12 protein-coding genes and 2 pseudogenes are annotated in these 17,005 nt (G+C 48.4%); 10 read left to right on the top strand and 4 right to left on the bottom strand.

Annotation, left to right across the window (positions count from 1 at the left end):
* Positions 1–13: 13 nt before the first annotated feature.
* Positions 14–640: pseudogene (locus ACIDITHRIX25_RS86355) on the bottom strand (IS607 family transposase).
* Positions 641–2,095: 1,455 nt separating this feature from the next.
* Here ACIDITHRIX25_RS86355 and tnpA (ACIDITHRIX25_RS86350) point away from each other — a divergent pair.
* The 9 genes and pseudogenes from tnpA (ACIDITHRIX25_RS86350) to rdgB all read left to right on the top strand — a co-directional run.
* Positions 2,096–2,472, top strand: a pseudogene (gene tnpA, locus ACIDITHRIX25_RS86350) (IS200/IS605 family transposase); the annotation flags it as partial.
* Positions 2,473–2,640: 168 nt separating this feature from the next.
* Positions 2,641–5,346, top strand: a complete 2,706-nt coding sequence (gene secA, locus ACIDITHRIX25_RS86345) for a preprotein translocase subunit SecA (RefSeq protein ID WP_201733744.1) — start codon at positions 2,641–2,643, stop codon at positions 5,344–5,346.
* 76 nt (positions 5,347–5,422) lie between these two features.
* Complete coding sequence (gene prfB / locus ACIDITHRIX25_RS86340) at positions 5,423–6,523, top strand: peptide chain release factor 2 (RefSeq protein ID WP_052607075.1); 1,101 nt, start codon at positions 5,423–5,425, stop codon at positions 6,521–6,523.
* Between the two features lie 60 nt (positions 6,524–6,583).
* Positions 6,584–7,270 carry a cell division ATP-binding protein FtsE gene (ftsE, locus tag ACIDITHRIX25_RS86335; protein WP_201733743.1) on the top strand — a complete coding sequence of 229 codons (687 nt, stop codon included), beginning with the start codon at positions 6,584–6,586 and terminating at the stop codon, positions 7,268–7,270.
* Positions 7,271–7,302: 32 nt separating this feature from the next.
* Positions 7,303–8,190: a cell division protein FtsX gene (locus tag ACIDITHRIX25_RS86330; protein WP_201733742.1), complete on the top strand. Its 888-nt coding sequence runs from the start codon at positions 7,303–7,305 to the stop codon at positions 8,188–8,190.
* Between the two features lie 316 nt (positions 8,191–8,506).
* Positions 8,507–9,652 carry an alpha-hydroxy acid oxidase gene (locus tag ACIDITHRIX25_RS86325; protein ID WP_201733741.1) on the top strand — a complete coding sequence of 382 codons (1,146 nt, stop codon included), beginning with the start codon at positions 8,507–8,509 and terminating at the stop codon, positions 9,650–9,652.
* A 52-nt stretch (positions 9,653–9,704) separates the two neighbouring features.
* The gene (murI, locus tag ACIDITHRIX25_RS86320) at positions 9,705–10,520 is read left to right on the top strand and encodes a glutamate racemase (RefSeq protein WP_201733740.1); all 816 of its coding nucleotides are present in this window, start codon (positions 9,705–9,707) and stop codon (positions 10,518–10,520) included.
* Positions 10,521–10,786: 266 nt separating this feature from the next.
* The gene (gene rph, locus ACIDITHRIX25_RS86315) at positions 10,787–11,560 is read left to right on the top strand and encodes a ribonuclease PH (RefSeq protein ID WP_052605534.1); all 774 of its coding nucleotides are present in this window, start codon (positions 10,787–10,789) and stop codon (positions 11,558–11,560) included.
* Positions 11,557–12,162 carry an RdgB/HAM1 family non-canonical purine NTP pyrophosphatase gene (gene rdgB, locus ACIDITHRIX25_RS86310; RefSeq protein ID WP_201733739.1) on the top strand — a complete coding sequence of 202 codons (606 nt, stop codon included), beginning with the start codon at positions 11,557–11,559 and terminating at the stop codon, positions 12,160–12,162. The genes rph and rdgB overlap by 4 nt, the downstream gene beginning before the upstream one ends.
* A 52-nt stretch (positions 12,163–12,214) precedes the next feature.
* Here rdgB and ACIDITHRIX25_RS86305 read toward each other — a convergent pair whose 3' ends face one another.
* From ACIDITHRIX25_RS86305 to tnpA (ACIDITHRIX25_RS86295), 3 genes are all read right to left on the bottom strand, one after another.
* Positions 12,215–12,988 (bottom strand): HAD-IA family hydrolase, encoded by a 774-nt coding sequence (locus tag ACIDITHRIX25_RS86305; RefSeq protein ID WP_201733738.1) that lies wholly within the window; start codon positions 12,986–12,988, stop codon positions 12,215–12,217.
* A 111-nt stretch (positions 12,989–13,099) separates the two neighbouring features.
* Positions 13,100–14,239 carry an FAD-dependent oxidoreductase gene (locus tag ACIDITHRIX25_RS86300; RefSeq protein ID WP_201733737.1) on the bottom strand — a complete coding sequence of 380 codons (1,140 nt, stop codon included), beginning with the start codon at positions 14,237–14,239 and terminating at the stop codon, positions 13,100–13,102.
* A 743-nt stretch (positions 14,240–14,982) separates the two neighbouring features.
* Positions 14,983–15,372 carry an IS200/IS605 family transposase gene (gene tnpA, locus ACIDITHRIX25_RS86295; RefSeq protein WP_201733736.1) on the bottom strand — a complete coding sequence of 130 codons (390 nt, stop codon included), beginning with the start codon at positions 15,370–15,372 and terminating at the stop codon, positions 14,983–14,985.
* Between the two features lie 295 nt (positions 15,373–15,667).
* Here tnpA (ACIDITHRIX25_RS86295) and ACIDITHRIX25_RS86290 point away from each other — a divergent pair, with 295 nt between their 5' ends.
* On the top strand, positions 15,668–16,792 hold the full coding sequence (locus tag ACIDITHRIX25_RS86290) for a zinc ribbon domain-containing protein (RefSeq protein WP_201732504.1): 1,125 nt from the start codon (positions 15,668–15,670) through the stop codon (positions 16,790–16,792).
* Positions 16,793–17,005 lie beyond the last annotated feature (213 nt).

Raw genomic sequence — 17,005 nt, 5'->3', positions numbered from 1 at the left:
CTCGGAGATCGGATCATGGAGTTACCTCTTTGGCCACCTCTTGAAGCCGTTCCATAACCTTTTTGTTTTTATGGTTACGCGATCCATATAGCCAGCCCGAGAAGACGGTTACGATTTCAATGACATCGTTTGTCAGATCTTCTTCAAAGGTTGAATCCTCGCTAGCGTTGATAATGATTACTTCGACTCCAAAATGCTCACAAAGAGACAAAACAAGCTCTGACCCAAAACGAAGCAGTCTGTCCTTGTGACTGAGCACCAGCCGCCCAACCTCGCCGGAGCAAATCCAAGAGATAAGCACTTTTAGTCCACGCTTATGGTAGTTGAGTCCTGACCCTACATCGGAGATGACCTCATAGCTCCACCCGTTTGCGGCGCAATAGCTCTCTAGGAGAGCCACCTGGCGAACCAAGTCGTCTTTTTGAGCGTTGGTTGACACGCGGGCATAGGCGATGGTAGCTCTGGTGGATGGAGCTTTATGAGGAACAATAGCACGAAGCTTAGATAGGTCATAACGCCTTCTGCCTCCTTGTGTGCGTATAGGAGGATCGATACGTCCTTCTGCTTGTCATCTCCGTAGCGTCATGGGGTGTACCCCAAGCTCCTGTGCTGGCACCCCAATAGGCACTAACCTCGTCATATAGGCATTATAGTAAACTTCGTTTAAGAGTGCTCAGCTGGAGAGTAGCAGTAGCGAGCCCCACGGATAAATCGCGGGATTCCTGGCTCAGGCAGCCTGAGTACCCAGCGGACACCCAAGGTCTTATGTCATCAACACCAGCCGGGTTGAAACCAGCCCGGACGACCATCACAGCCGCAGGATTCTTGTCCCTTGAAGTGACCAACCCGCAGACGTCGTAGGAATAGGTTCTTTGGGACATTGGCAGGTAAGTAAGTGCATGGTTCTCGAACCGTACCTGGAGCAATCCATCATCGTCCATCTTGGTTCGACGGGTTGAAGATCTCGACAGTCTTTCTTAGTCATAAACACAAGTACACTCTTAGCCGAGCCTATGGCAGCATCCGCTGCCTTCTCAGCCATGGTTGTCTTAGCGAGGAATTTCGCTTTGATGTCTTCCAAGCCAAGTCGGTCTTGATCCATCACAACCGACTAGGCGCAGTTGCGTGAGTCATCTTGTTGTTGTCGAGTAGCGCTGCGATAAGTCTTGGCGGCATCCCTCGTGGCCTGTCGGTAGTCGTTAAAAGCTTGTTGTCCTCGGCCGGGTTTGCGTTGAGTCATCTGGCGTTGATAGCGAGTGAGACGGACTTAGGCTGATTTGCCTCTTTCAGGGCGGGAAAAGTCGTAGGTGTCGTCGGTTGTGGTGGCTATCTCCTTCACTCCCTAGTCAATCCCGATGACCGCTCCGTTCTTGGGGAGTGGCTCGCGTTTCACCGAGACAACGAAGCTCGTCCACCAATCACCGATTGCGTCTTGAAAAGATCCGTACCGAAGACGGCTCAGATGACAAGGGATACGATCAAACTGGGTGGACATTAATACCGCTAGCTAGCTAGAGTCGCCAAGAAACTCTTTTCTTGTGACACATCTTTGTTGTTTATCTGGTGGTCGGGTTTGTTCTACTCAATTTGTTCTGCTCAAGGAGGAAGAATCCACTTTTTATATAGTTGAGCGATGTGAGGAAGTGGTGACGAGACTTGAACTTGGGCATTCCCCGGCGTTGTTTGATCGGTAGAGGATCCTAGATGTCTCTGAGTGCCTTTGACCTAGCACTTGCTAAGCCTCAGATGGTCTGTTGTTGTGTAACCGAGGAAGTATTTGCCAGCCACTCATTATCGTTAGGCCACTGGGTGAGGTCGTTAGCTAATTTAGCTGGCCCGCAGGCAGTGTTGTTTTCGGGAGTAGATTGCCTAAAGGATGCTTTGGACTCTTCAACACTACGATTCCAGACGCAATCGGACATGAGTCCCATGTCGCTCGCAATCTCTACTCAGCCTCAACAGCACGGGTAAGCGGTAGTTGTAACCAAGCGTGAACGAACTCATGTTTGTGAGATAGCACATGGCTGTATCCTTTTCTCACATGGAGATCAAATCCAATAACACCCAATAACAATCCAATCACAAAATTGTCTAGCGCTGTACCTGTCAAGTTGCATGGTGTCCCAAGTACTTAAAGATCGGTTATCACCGACGATCCAAAGTACGGCTCCATCGACACTCGGCTCAAGGAAATCATTACCCAGGTGTGCCTCCCGCGAGGGGCCGAGTTGATTGAAGTTGAGATCATTTCCGATCACGTCCACCTTATCGTAGGTATCGATCCCCAATATGGCATCTCTCGTATCGTCAAAGAAGGTTAAGGGTCGGTCGTCTCGGATGTCGCGTGATGAGTTTCCACGTCTTGACTACAAACTCCCGACACTGTGGACAAACTCATACTTCGTCGCTACAGTCGGCGGTGCTCCGCTAGAAATCATCAAGCAATATTTGGCTAATCAGCGTAACGTTTGAGTGGGGGTCTCAGGGCTTCGCCCTAGTAGGGCTCTACATACCCAGAGCCAAAGCCAGGGGCATTCTGCCCCACACCCCATTCCGGTAAACAGTGATTTTGCATAGTAATGCTGTTTTGCGAGGTACAAAGGTGAAACAATTGGTCAATCGTTACTACGATTGATAGAGATGAGTGTATTTTCTAAAGTATTGCGCGCGGGTGAAGGCAAAAAGGTCAAGAGACTAGCCGAGATCGTTCCCTACGTAAACGACTTTGAAGCTGAGATATCGAAACTCAGTGATAGTGAGCTGATGGGTAAGACGGACCAATTCAAGGCCCGCTTTGCCGAAGGCGAAGGCCTAGACGACATGATGGTTGAAGCCTTTGCTGTAGTGCGCGAAGCTGCAATGCGAACAATTGGTCAACGTCATTACGACGTGCAATTGATGGGTGGCATGGCACTGCACTTTGGTTGGATCGCCGAGATGCGAACTGGAGAGGGCAAGACTTTAGTCTCGACTTTGCCAGTTTATTTGAATGCACTTGCTGGCGAAGGGGTCCATGTCGTTACAGTTAACGATTATTTGGCCCAGCGCGACTCCGAGTGGATGTCGAGGGTCTATAACTTTCTTGGGCTCAGTGTCGGGCTCATTCTGCCGACTATGGACAATCCAAGTGTTCGCAAAAATGCATATCAGCGCGATATTACCTACGGCACCAATACCGAATTTGGCTTCGATTATCTGAGAGATAATATGGCCAAGTCGGTCGATGAAATGGTTCAGCGAGGCCATTCCTATGCGATCATCGACGAGGTTGACTCGATTTTGATAGATGAGGCCAGAACACCACTCATTATCGCTGGCCCAACCGGGCAGCCCGCAAAGATTTACTATGAATTTGCGTCAATAGTTCGTACCTTGAGATCTTCTATCGACTATGAAGTTGACGAGGAGAAAAAGATCGTCTTTCCTACCGAGGCCGGTATTGACAAGGTTGAAAGAGCCTTGGCGATTGAAAATCTCTATGATCCCACTGCAACTGCCTTTCTACATCAGCTCAATCAAGCCCTAAGGGCTAAAGAACTATTTAAACGTGATCGCGATTACATCGTTGACACGGGTGAAGTCAAGATTGTCGATGAATTCACTGGGCGAATTCTAGAAGGTCGACGTTGGTCTGAGGGACTTCATCAAGCAGTAGAGGCAAAAGAGCGGGTGAAGATCAAAGAAGAGAACCACACCTGGGCGACAGTTACCTTGCAGAACTATTTCAGGATGTATGAGAAACTCTCTGGAATGACAGGTACGGCAGAGACTGAGGCTGCCGAATTCGCCTCCACCTATGGCCTTCCAGTAGTTCCGATTCCGACAAATCAGCCCCTTGTGAGGATGGATAACGCCGACTTGGTCTACAAGAGTGAAGATGCCAAGTTTCAGGCGGTGGTCGAAGATATTGCTGTGCGCTTCGAACTTGGACAGCCCATATTGGTCGGTACGGCGTCGGTTGCAAAATCAGAGATTTTGTCCAAGTATCTAGAGCGAAAAGGTATCCCTCACAAAGTTCTAAACGCTAAGGCTCATGAGCAAGAAGCTGAGATTGTAGCTCAAGCGGGCCGCTTGGGCGCAGTTACAGTCGCGACAAATATGGCTGGTCGAGGCGTAGATATTCTTTTGGGCGGGAACCCGGAGCTTTTGACGAATTCTGAGTTGACTTCGCGAGGTCTCAGCGTCCAAGATCCTGACTACTCTAGCGTTCGAGTCGAGTTGTTGGAGAAGTATAAAGACCTATGTCGTAGTGAAGGTGAACGCGTTCGCGAGTTAGGCGGATTATACGTACTTGGCTCTGAGCGACACGAGTCTCGACGCATAGATAATCAGCTTCGAGGTCGATCTGGACGGCAGGGCGATCCTGGCGAGAGTCGATTCTTTCTCTCTTTAGAAGATGACTTGATGCGTCTTTTCGCGACAGGTGCGGTTTCGGCGATTTTAGAGAGAACTTTCCCTGATGATCTTCCAATTGAGAACCGCATGGTCTCACGTGCGATCGAGAAGGCTCAGACAACCGTTGAAGGTCGCAATGCTGAGATTAGGAAAGAAGTCCTCAAGTACGACGAGGTCCTAAACGAGCAACGTAAGGTCGTATACGAGAGGCGCTATGATGTCTTAAACGGCCGCGACCTCAAAGAGAGCACAATGGAGATTCTAGAAGACAATCTGGATCGAATCGTAAATGCAAACTGTGTTAGCGACTTCATAGAGAATTGGGACTTAGACCATCTGATATTGGATGCGACCGCGATCTACCCAACTGGTTTTCACTCAGAGGATTTGAAAGAGGCGATTTCAAAGGATCAGATCATAGAGAGTCTTTTGACTGAAGCTGAAGAATATTATGAAGATCGCGAACAAAGGATCCCCGGCGGCTCGGAGACCATGCGGGCAGTTGAACGAGAGGTAATGCTCAGCGTCATCGACACCAAGTGGCGAGAGCACTTGGCGGAGATGGACTACCTTCGTGAGGGAATCAATCTCCGTGCCATGGGACAACAAGACCCATTGGTGGCCTGGCAACGAGAGGGCTTTGAACTCTTTGGAAAGCTGATGTCACAGATGGATTCCGACTATTTGACCTTTGTGATGCATGTAGAGGTGATGGCTCCTTCGATTGGATTGCCAGTTGGTACCGATCTGGCCGCAGCATTTTACCAGAGCCCACAAGGCGACATCGCTGACCTGGGTTCTAACGGTCAAAGATCTGCTATGGACGCCTTTGCGGTACCGGGAAATTCTGAGATTGCTCAAGACGAACCGACAGCAATAGGTCGAAATGACAAGTGTTGGTGCGGTAGTGGCCGCAAGTTCAAGCACTGCCATGGTCAAAATAGCGACTAAGTTGTTGTATTGGACCTTCTCCTAAATATTTAGGGAGGAAGGAAAGTTCTATCGTCTACCTGGGTGGTTTTGAGAGTTGCGATCTTATTCAGACGAACTTGAAGCTGTAACTAAAAGGGTGGAGGATGCCAAAGGCTACCTGAAGCTCGATTCGGCAATTGCCCGAACTGCAGAGATTGAGCCTCAGATTTCTGCGCCAGATCTTTGGGATGATCTAGCTATGGCTAGAAAACTTACCGGAGAATATAACGCACTTCGAGAGGACATAGCTCAGGTCGATAGATTGTGGGATATGGTCTTAGAAGTTCGAGCCATAGAGGAACTTTTGGGCGACGAGGATGATCAAAATCTTGCGCAAGAGCGACGATCCACCTTGGATTCACTCATAAGTTTGCTTAGTGAATTAGAGCTACGGGCTCTGTTCTCAGGTGAGGACGACGAGAGCGATGCGATATTAGAGATAAAGCCAAGGGCTGGAGGAACTGACGCCCAAGACTGGGCAGAGATGCTACTTAGGATGTATCAACGCTGGGCCGACCAAAGTGGATTCGAAGTTGAAGTCGAAGATATATCCCCAGGACAAGAGGCGGGAATTCAATCGGCTACTCTATTGGTCAAAGGGCGTTATGCACATGGAATGCTCCAGAGCGAGCGGGGCGTGCACAGATTGGTAAGAATGTCGCCCTTCAATTCCAAGCATTCGAGGGAGACTTCGTTTGCATTAGTTCAAGTCTTTCCGCTTACAGATGCGGCCATTGACGTCAAAATCGACGACAAAGACCTGCGAATCGATACATTTAGATCATCGGGTGCCGGTGGTCAGCACGTCAACGTTACGGATTCTGCAGTGAGAATTACCCACTTACCAACGAATATCGTCGTCTCATGTCAAAATGAACGGTCGCAGTTGCAAAACAAGGCGAAAGCCCTTCAGGTTCTAGCCGCAAAGCTTATCGATCGTGAAAAGGAAGAGCAACGGGTTGCCCGCGAGGTATTGGCTGGCTCAACGAGTGAGATGGGCTGGGGCAATCAAATTCGATCTTATTTTATGGCCCCATATCAACTGGTAAAGGATCTTCGGACTCTTACCGAGACCGGAAATGTGGATTCCGTTATGAATGGAGAGATATCTTTCTTTATGGAATCTTATCTTCGTTGGAGCAAGGCTAGATCTTGATTCAACGTATCCTCTATGTTTTTAACAATTGAATACCAAAGACGTAAGTGAGCGGTTCAAATGATCAAAGTTGACAGAGTTATGAAGTCTTATCAGACTGGGCAATTTGCTCTGCGTGACTGCTCTTTAGAGGTGCAGCGTGGGGAGTTTGTCTTTTTAGTCGGACCATCAGGGTCGGGAAAATCTTCTTTGTTGCGTCTGATGCTGCGTGAAGAGCGTCCAGATTCCGGCCATATTTTTGTGGCAGGTAAGGACCTTGCTTTGATGCCCGATTGGAAGGTGCCATTTTTTAGGCGCAACATAGGTGCTATCTTTCAGGACTTTCGCCTTCTCCCAAATAAGACGGTCTTTGAAAATGTCGCGTTTGCTCTCGAAGTAACAGGAAAGCCAAAGAAGGCGATCGCGACGCAGGTACCTCAAATGCTTGAGTTGGTCGGCCTTGACGACAAGGGAACGCGCCTTCCTAATGAACTTTCAGGCGGGGAGCAGCAGCGAGTTGCCATTGCCCGCGCGTTTATCAATAAGCCTCTAATATTGTTAGCTGACGAGCCAACAGGTAATCTCGATCCTGACACCTCGTGGGGCGTAATGCGGCTACTAGAACGGATTAACCGAACAGGCACAACTGTCTTAATGGCGACTCACGACGTCGGAATCGTTGATTCGATGAGACGTCGGGTTATTGAGTTAGACCACGGAGTTATCACCCGCGATCAGGTTCGTGGTGTCTATGGAATTGGTTCCTAGCTGCTTTAGCTAGAGATGAAGAGGTAGTTGAGTTGGCATATTCAGTGGACTATGTGGTCAGAGAGACCGCATCAAATCTATGGCGAAACAGACTTATGAGTCTTGCCGCCGTGCTCACCATTGCGGTTTCGTTGGCTCTCGTAGGGTCGGCGCTATTGATAAAGCAGGGGGTAAGTGTAGCCACGAGCCAGTGGCAAGGTGGTACACAGTTGCTAATCTTTCTTGAGCCAAATGCCACCAAGGCACAAACTTCGGCGATCAATGACCAACTAAAAGCTAGTTCCGCCGTGAAGAGTTATTTTTATGTCAATCAAGCGGCTTCGTATGTGGAGTTCAAGCGACTTGAGGCGAATCAGCCTGACTTCTTATCCTCAGTGACACAAAAGGATATTCCGCCGTCTTTTAGGGTGGCACTAAAGGATCCAGCGGAGGCTGCTGCCGTTGGTGGTATCTTCAATGCCCAAGCAGGTGTAATGAAAGTTCAGTACAATCGAGCGGCGATCAACACTATGTTGAAGATCTCATCGATTGCACAAGTTGTAATTCTGGGCTTGGCTACCATCTTGTTGCTTTCGGCATCAGTACTTATCTTAAATGTCATACGCGTTGCTATCTTTTCACGTAGACGTGAAGTCACGGTCATGAAATTGGTAGGGGCTACGAATATGTTTATTCGAATTCCATTTATGCTCGAAGGCCTGATTCAGGGCTTAGCAGGTGCGATAGTCGCGGGATTGGCTGTTTTGGGAGTTAGAAGCCTCTTTGGCTATATCATTCACCACTTTAAAGCCCAGTTGTTGTCTTCGTTTGTACTTTCCAATCATGATGTGCTATTCACCGAATTATTCGTATTGGCAATTGGAACGGTGGTTGGAGCCCTCGGTTCGTTGCTCGCTGTTCGACGCTATCTAGATATTTAGTACTTTTATTGCAGTTCGATCTGCTATTTTTCACTAAGATTCACTAAATCCGCTGTCGATCCAATGACCCTAATTGTGGTGACAAACGCGTTCACCACAGGTGACCTAAGACAAGGACGTTGCTTTTTTGATTCGCCCTGGGCCAGGTGGGTTAATTTTGCCAATTTGGGAAGAGATCTATATCGTGATCACTGTGGCGACCTCGTAAAGAGTAGAGGTAGCGTTTGGTTGCTTTGATCGAAGAGGGCTCTGGAGATATTAGCGTCGTCTCGCTGGAACTGATATATTTGCACTGCAAGCGATCGATTTGGGGTAGATGGCCCCATTTGAGCCGGAGGTATATTTGTCCAAACTATCTTCAAGCCAAAGGACGATCTCTGGCGTCAAGGATTATTACTTTGGCGGTGCAGGAAGCCAGGAGACGCTGCGCAAGAATATTAGAGCTTTTGAAAAGATCACAATGGTTCCGCGTGTACTCAACCACCTAGAGGCACCAGACTTGAGCGTAGAGGTCTTTGGAAAGAGGGCACCACTGCCGATCTTTATAGCGCCCATGGCATATCTCTCACTCTTAGAATTGGAAGGCGAGGCGATCTTTGCTCGTAGGGCTGCTAAGTCTGGCGTATCGTTTGTCTTGTCCACCCGCAGTGCAATGCCCCTTGAAGAAGTAGCTTCGATCTTTCATGCGAATCTCCCAACCACACAGGCAAGTGCACCTCGGCCGCTTCTTTTATTGCAAGTATATGTTATGAAGGATCGCGCTATTACCTATTCATTGATGAATCGCGCGGTTGAAAATGGTTTTGATGGCTTTGTCCTCACGGTAGATTCTCCCGTAATTGGTCTACGCCGAGGTGATAGAAGCAATCATTTCGAGGTACCTCTCAAGTGGCAAAATGCTAACTTCATCCAAGAACTTTCGACTTCTGCCAAAGTGTTTACTCCTAGCGACTTTGGACGAGGCGTCTCTGGAACGAACTATGAGGCGCTAGTGCAGGATCCCACTTTTAGTTGGGACGATTTAGGCGAATTTTCATCCATGGCCGGTGGTCTTCCATTTGCGATGAAGGGTGTTTTGGATCCTAGGGATGTCGCTAGGGCGCTTACCCATTGTGATGACGTAATACTTTCTAACCATGGCGGTCGCCAGTTGGATGGCTCAATAACGGCTATTCAAGCCCTGTACCGTATCTCTAAGGGAGGAACAAAGTTCCAGGGTAACTTGATAGTCGATGGCGGGGTGGATTCCGGTGCTGACGTATTGAGGTCGCTTGGTTTAGGAGGGGCATCTGTGATGGTTGGACGCTATTTCGCAAGAGGACTCTTTGGCGGAGGTGATGCCGGTTTGAAGGCGGCAGTTAATACTTTGATTGAAGAGACGAAAATCTCCATGGCTCTTCTGGGTGCGGCCTCGATCGATAAGATAGATTCTGACGCCTTTGTGGTACCTGTCGACTTTTAGAGATAATGACCCAACTTGGACCCAGGTTGATTTGGGATAAGCTTTAATTCCAGTGCAGAAGAGACCAGTTGGAATTTTTGATAGCGGATTTGGGGGACTAACGGTACTCAAGGCTATCGTCGACCTTATGCCATATGAGGATATTGTTTATTTTGGCGATAGCGCTAGGTATCCATATGGTCCAAAATCCAAGGGTGAGGTGACTTCTTTCTCGCTTCAAATAGTTAAGTACCTCAAAGATCTCTACGACGTAAAGATGGTAGTGGTCGCTTGCAATACCGCTAGCGCGTTTGCACTTGCGGAGTTAGAGAGAGCCTTCGATGGTCCTATCGTTGGTATGATCGAACCGGGTGCTAGGTCGTTGGTTTCCTCTGCAGACGGAGATTCGATTGGAGTAATTGGTACCCTTGGCACCATCTCCTCGGGGGCCTATCAGGAGCGTATTGCTCAATTAGCTCCGCAAAAGCATTTGACGTGTGCTGCGACTCCTGGTTTTGTAGAGTTCGTAGAGCGAGGCGAAGTCAATTCAGAGCAACTAGTTGTTTTGGCTGAGCGACTCCTGCGACCGATCATTGATCGAAAGGTCGAGTCGCTTCTCCTTGGATGTACCCACTATCCCTTTATAGCTCGAGTAATTTCTCAGGTAGTTGGAGAGGAGACCATATTGGTTTCCTCTTCGGAAGAGACGGCTTTTCAGGTACGCCGTGATCTGATCGATGGAGGCATAGACGAAAAAGACGATAGTTTCGGTCTGATCAGATGCATTACTTCAGGCGACGCTCAAGACTTTCGTCGTATTGGCAAATTACTTTTGGACATAGATTTTGAAGACATTATTTCACATTCATTTGAGAGTGACAATCCTTGACTTTGCTTTCTGGTGAGTCATGGGTACGACCTCAGCTCTATTCTAGGCCGAAGGCCCTGACGTGATGGCAATCTATGGCTTAGGTCGGGGCAAGATAGCGTGGGCGGCAAATGATTTTTGCTTTTGGACGGAGTGGCTATAGGAAGCTATTAAATTAAGTCCGCTAACCTCGGCGGCCACGGAGAGATTTCTGCATAGTTACGATGGGATCGTTATTATGGTTGAGTATGAGATTGTCCATCTCATCAATAACCATTTGATGATGGATGGAATTTAGCAGTTGCCCACAAGGAGAATCAGTGCCCCGCTTTCAAGACCGCGCTTTGGATGAGCTAAGACCGTCATTGATCGAGCGTGACTTTACGCAGATGGCTTTAGGGTCAGCCCTGATCTCTGTCGGAAAGACCAAAGTTTTATGTACTGCTTCAATGGAGGATCGAGCTCCCGCATGGCTTCGAGGAAGTGGAAAGGGTTGGGTCACGGCGGAATATTCGCTATTGCCCGGTTCGACTCCTGAACGAAGTGGCCGTGAGGCCTCAAAAGGAAAGCAATCTGGAAGAACGCTGGAGATCCAACGACTAATTGGGCGGAGTTTGCGATCGGTGGTTGACATGAGTGCTATTCCGGAGATTCAGCTTGTTGTTGATTGCGATGTGCTTCAGGCGGACGGTGGCACTCGAACGGCATCGATCGTTGGCGGCTTTGTGGCACTCTCGGATGCGATAAATCGACTCATTGACATGAATAGGATTTCAAAGCGTGCATTGATTGGTCAATGCGCTGCCGTATCGGTTGGAATCGTTGATGAAATTGCGATGCTTGATCTGGACTACTCAGAAGATGTTAGGGCTGATGTCGATATGAATGTGGTTATGACCAGCGACGGTAAATTTGTTGAAGTTCAAGGGACCGGCGAGCGAACTACCTACTCCAAGAGTCAGTTGGATGACATGTTGTCCTTAGCTGAGCATGGTATCTCGTATTTGATGGATCTGCAGAATGCAGTATTATCTGATCCTCCCAAGCCGAGATCTAAATGATCGATCGGATAATTTTAGCCTCTGGAAACCAAGGAAAACAGAGGGAGATTAGTGAGATATTAAGTCCTTTAGGTATCTTCGTCGAGACGATTGATGGTGCATTGGAGATGCCGGAAGAAACCGGTACCACATTAAGTGAAAATGCTATTATAAAAGCTCGTTTTGGAAAGGAAGTCTCTGGTTTGCCGTCTTTAGGCGACGATTCGGGCCTCTTTGTTGAAGCGCTAAATGGTGAACCAGGGATATTTTCGGCTCGATATTCGGGCGAATTTGCTAACGATGAGACAAATAGGATGAAATTGTTAGGTGAGCTTGCCTCCATGGGGATTGATCGCTCTCCTGCCTATTTCATGTGCGCAATGGCGTTGGTTGGTGTGGACTCGATCGATGAGCCAATTGTTTGTCTAGGCAAAGTGGAGGGGTACGTAACCAATTTCGTTAAAGGCCATGACGGATTTGGTTACGATCCAATATTCATTCCCAGCGAGGGTGATGGCAGAACATTCGCAGAGATGGCTCATTTGGAAAAAAATGCGATCTCACACAGGGGCCGAGCTTTGTCGGAGCTCTATGGGGTGATTTCAAAGCTGAACTCTATCTGATTGAATTACTTCCTTTGACGGATACTCCCAGGTTGTTATTGGCCTCATTGGATCAATTGATAGGTCGTCCGAAGGCATAGATTAGAGTCGTTAGCTCTAAGATACTCTCGAGAACTAGGTCCGCTCCCGCACTTAGGAGGTCGCCAGAGGAGTGCGCGCCAGAGAGCACGCCGATCGTCAGTCCTACACCGGCTGCCCGACCGGATTTAATGTCGCTTGCCGTATCTCCCACAACAAGGATATTTTGTGAGCTCGATACGCCTGTGGTTTTCATGGCTAGCTCGATCATATCGGGTTCGGGCCGACCTTTTACCTCTTGCGTGGGACAAATAGCAGCATCTATCTTGTTGGTCCAACCTAGTCCATCGATCAGTAGATCCTGAATTGATTTATCGAAACCCGTGGTCAATGCGATTTTAATCATTCTTGCTCGCAATGTTGAAAATAGCTCACTTGCCCCTGGGACCTCTTTGGCCCCTTTTTCAGCGATCATTTGTTTGTAGTTATCTTCGAATTTGTTATTGGCTAATAGCGCGAGTGATTCATCATTAAATATCTGACGAAAGGCGATTATTTTGGATTGACCCATGGTGTCACGCACCTGCTGCATGGTAGAGTCGAATGCCTCAGATCCGGTTGGAATGCCCATTTCAACCGCGGTGTTTCTAAACGCCCCAAGGACAAGACCTCCATCGCATATCGTGGTGCCGGCCATGTCGGAGACGACTAGTTCAGCTTCGAAGATTCGTTCTTCTAGTGTTCGGAGATTTATATCGTTTCCAAATATCATCTTTGGGTAGGATCGAACTTCAGATGGTGTCACCATTGAGTTACCTTTCCTGGTTATGGTGGATAAATTATTAGATTTTGCTATTTTGTATTGTTTTTAGGTAGGTGATAATGACACCGATTCTTTAGCTCATTTTCTCTCGGTGCGTCATTTGATCCATGAGACGATCTCGTCGGCAATCGCTAGAGAAAGGTTAGTTCTTCTCGGCAAACCCCTGAAACCGATAGGAATGCTCTGACGTGCCAATGCGACGCAGTCTCGCAGGGGATCTTGGGTACACGAATAGACGCCCTCCCAAATAGCTCCGCTATAGAGTTTTCCCGCGGTGATCAAGGGGGACAAGCTACCACTAATGTACTCTGTCATAGTGACGTCGATTCTGAATTCATCTTGAGGATCTTTGTTGTCGGTCGTTCTTAGAAAGACGGAACTATCGGCGGGTCGTCTTGATGAAAGTTGTAGATCGTATCTCATTTCGGATGAGGCGTCCTGGGGAGGGTCCTTCACGGGGCAGGTGTTCGAAGAATGGGTAATATGATGTGCCAGGGCTTCTCTGTCGATTATTACTGCTCCAACTGTCGCTTTGATGCGCTGTCGCTTTAGTCCAACCGCCCGACTGATCCGAAGGCTCGTTTTTTTTGGAGCCGTATGGCGAGCTAGAAAGCTGCCGTAGTTTTCTCTTGGTGTTGCGCTTACGATGTGAAACTCTTCTTGGATACCATCTGGAGTCTCTACGGCGTTGTCATCTACCTCTATAGGTTTGACCCAAAATCTCAGGTTGCAGTTCAAGGAGGAGTTTAAGTATTTAATTATTTCGGCTAAAGCGGTCCCGGGTTCGACTGAGGGGTATGAATCACTCAAGAGACGACCTAAGACATTCGAATTCAACACGACGAGCCCAAAGTGTTTTAGATCCCACTGGTCTATTATCTTTAGTTTGCGTTGATTATTTGAGCCACGGTCGATTGTTCGTTGAGTCCATTGCAGTTCGGTTTGGCTTGTGAACAACTCCAAAGACCTCCCCGCTCTAAAGTCGATTTCTGATATTTTCACCGATAGTTCTTGCCCTTGCGCGCTTGAGGCGAGCCTAAGTCGAAGATCTTCTCCTTTGGTAAGTTCACTTACCATAATTAGGCCGAAATTGCTTGCTGAGGCACCTTTGGAAGTCGCATCACGTTCGAACAGGGTAACGCCATAACCAACTTTTAGAGACTTCATCACTAGTGTGCAACCGATGATTCCAGCACCGATAATTGCTACCTTTTGCCTTTGGGTCGTTTTTTTCAAAGTCGTACGTTACCTTTAGTGTTCTGGGAACAGTTCCTCACCTTGTTGGCACATGAAGATTAGAGTGCCAAATTTCCTATATGGCCAACGCCATCTTTCTCAAGATTGAATACTTGGTAAATTTGGAAGTTCCACATGCTCCATTTTCGTTTCCGCCGTGTCAACAATCGCTCAGCAAAGCACCAGCCTCTTTTTTTTATATTTGTCGTCCAAGGCAATTTTTCACCTTCGATAATCTGCGTCACGATCCTTTGTTGCCTGGGCGTTTGGGTAGGCGATTGGGTGTGGGCAATACCTCCAATGAGGTATTGAATCGATGGATCCTTTTGATGTGACGGTGAGATTGTTAACCATCTTTGATCGATGACTATTAATGTGAACCAATGAAGTAGACCAGTGACCAGATGGCACAAATGAACGATGAGGCCCATGTAAAGATTGCAATGTTGCCGTTAATGGCCATCGAGAAGTGCAAGCTTGCCTCGATCTTAGGATGGGGCCGAAAGTGCAATTCGCGAAGCGGTACCTTGGAAGACTGCCTTTAAATAGGCAAATAGGCTATTTTGAATTTTGGCTTCAATTGAGTGAAATTTGCCTTTTGAACCAACGGGAGCGCAATCGGTTTCCGTGAGGGAGGGGTCAAGCGACCTAATTCTTTCTCGGTCTACCTGATTTACCTCTTGGGAGTTTCTGGTCTTCTATGTACTTCTTCACTTCCTCTAATGGGGCTCCACCACAAGACACTATCGACTAGGAGGGCGACCAAAAGTGCTCCCCCCCCACAAAGCCTCTCGGACTTCCGGCCAGTTCTTTGCCCTTACTCTCATGGCGATAAGTGTCTTCATGGACATCACCAGTCTCGACAGGGCAACTTTAGCTGCGTTGGTGATCAGTAGGTGGGCATGATCGCCGTCTGTTTCGAAAGCATCGAAGGTGGAATCGAAACGAGTACACACCTCAAGAATCGCAGATCTGATCTCGTCACTAACTCTCTCGGTCATGACATTACGTCGATATTTAGGTACCAAGACGATGTGTGCATGTAATTGATATACCACATGCCTTCCATTGCGCCAATCATCGTCATGTAGTGAAATATAGTCCTTAGTAGATAATGCTATATTAGTTATCAAATGGCTAGTAAAAGCGCAGAGTATACAACAGCTATCGTGCCCGTTACTCTGACAGGGGCCTCTTATCGTCTAGCCCATGACTCGTGCCATAGGGCAGCACTGTTATGGAACCAAGCGGTCAATTGTGTCCATGGCGAATGGAAAGCCAAGCGCTCTCCTAATAAGTACGACATTCAAGCCTTCCTCAACTCGATACCTCGCCAAGACCGTCCATTACACGCCCATACCACTTTAGACAATCGCTCACGATCTCTCAGAGGCCATAACCACAGCTAGGGTAAACCGCATGCAGGGTATGAAGATCCGATCTCCTTGGCGTAAGAAGAACTACCGGCCTCTATCGTTCTCGAAGAACTCTGGCTGGCGTATCTCCAAAGGTCAACTCCACCTGTCACTAGGTAGGGGCCGTCCGCGTATAGATCTTTCTATTCCCACCGTTTTAGATTCTGCAACTGGCGAAGAGGTTGACCCTGGGCTATGGGGTGAGATTCAACTGTGCTGGGATCGAGATAAAAGACGATTCAGTCTGCATATCCCTTATGAGACTCTCCGAGAAGTCTCGGTGGGTGATGCTTTGAGTGCCATCGACGAAGGAATCATCAACTCTATGGCGCTAGCTACTTGGGTAGATGACAAGACCATAGACGTAACGATTATCAATGGACGCGAAGCTCCAGCTATCAAACGACAAAGAAACAAGGCCGTCGGTCAACTACAGCACAAGATCAGCAAGTGCAAGAATGGATCTAAGAAGCATAAAAGGCTGGTAACTGCGAAGAAGAAGATCAACTCCAAAGCAAAGCTATCGCTTCGTGACTTTGATCATCAGGTTTCCAACAAGGCGGCCAATCACGTCATTAGCCACAACACCGCCAGAGTTATAGTTGGTGACGTGAGGGGTATTGAGAAGGAGACCAAGTCCAAGCGGCGCATGGGCCGCCACGGTCGTCAACAACTCTCCCAGTGGTCAAGGGGTCGACAGGAACGCTACCTCAAAGACAAGACCGGATTAGACCTAGATTTCCTGAACGAATCAGGTTCAACCAAGACCTGTCCAGCGTGCTTGACACGCAATCGACCATCAGGTCGGCCCTACCGATGCAAGAACCCTATTTGTGGTTTTACTTGTCATCGAGACGCTGTAGGAGCGATCAATATCCTCCAGAAGGCGTTATGCGGGGAATACACTCCAATTGGACCGGACATAAAAGTCCGAGTCACGTATCTCCGGGCTGTCGAGCGCTGGTCACTTGATCAACGTGAAGCACACCCCAAGGTGCAGTGCCGCAAGGCCAGAGCCCGAAGTAGTGCCCAGAACCGGGCCTTGTCTGAGGCAACTCAGATTAGCAAGCCGAAGCTAGCAAACTCATCCACCAGTACCGATTCATCGGTACCAGACCAGTTGGTCGTGGTGGCGTGACGGGAGCGATGCTTGGTAACCCCAACCAAACGGCGGAGCCAGAAGCCCCGTCCGTAAGGGCGGGGAGGTTCACAGTGTAGCTAAGGTTAGCAGTTGCGTGGGATCAATTGTATTAGTCCCAGCGATCCGTAGGTTTAGAGTCTGGTCGGTTAGTGCTTTTGTGTGGAAGGACGTCGTGTACCTAGATCGAATTGGCATTTTCGCTTCAAATGG

This window comes from Acidithrix sp. C25, assembly GCF_904848545.2.
The sequence above is the reverse complement of the archived record's forward strand: the minus strand, read 5'-3'. Positions and strand labels throughout refer to the sequence as shown.

Excerpts from the sequence above, each read along its gene's own strand:
- ACIDITHRIX25_RS86305 (WP_201733738.1), bottom strand. The coding sequence starts at position 12,988 with ATGGTGACACCATCTGAAGTTCGATCCTACCCAAAGATGATATTTGGA.
- secA (WP_201733744.1), top strand. The coding sequence starts at position 2,641 with ATGAGTGTATTTTCTAAAGTATTGCGCGCGGGTGAAGGCAAAAAGGTC.
- ftsE (WP_201733743.1), top strand. The coding sequence starts at position 6,584 with ATGATCAAAGTTGACAGAGTTATGAAGTCTTATCAGACTGGGCAATTT.
- ACIDITHRIX25_RS86325 (WP_201733741.1), top strand. The coding sequence starts at position 8,507 with ATGGCCCCATTTGAGCCGGAGGTATATTTGTCCAAACTATCTTCAAGC.
- ACIDITHRIX25_RS86290 (WP_201732504.1), top strand. The coding sequence starts at position 15,668 with ATGAAGATCCGATCTCCTTGGCGTAAGAAGAACTACCGGCCTCTATCG.
- rdgB (WP_201733739.1), top strand. The coding sequence starts at position 11,557 with ATGATCGATCGGATAATTTTAGCCTCTGGAAACCAAGGAAAACAGAGG.
- rph (WP_052605534.1), top strand. The coding sequence starts at position 10,787 with ATGGAATTTAGCAGTTGCCCACAAGGAGAATCAGTGCCCCGCTTTCAA.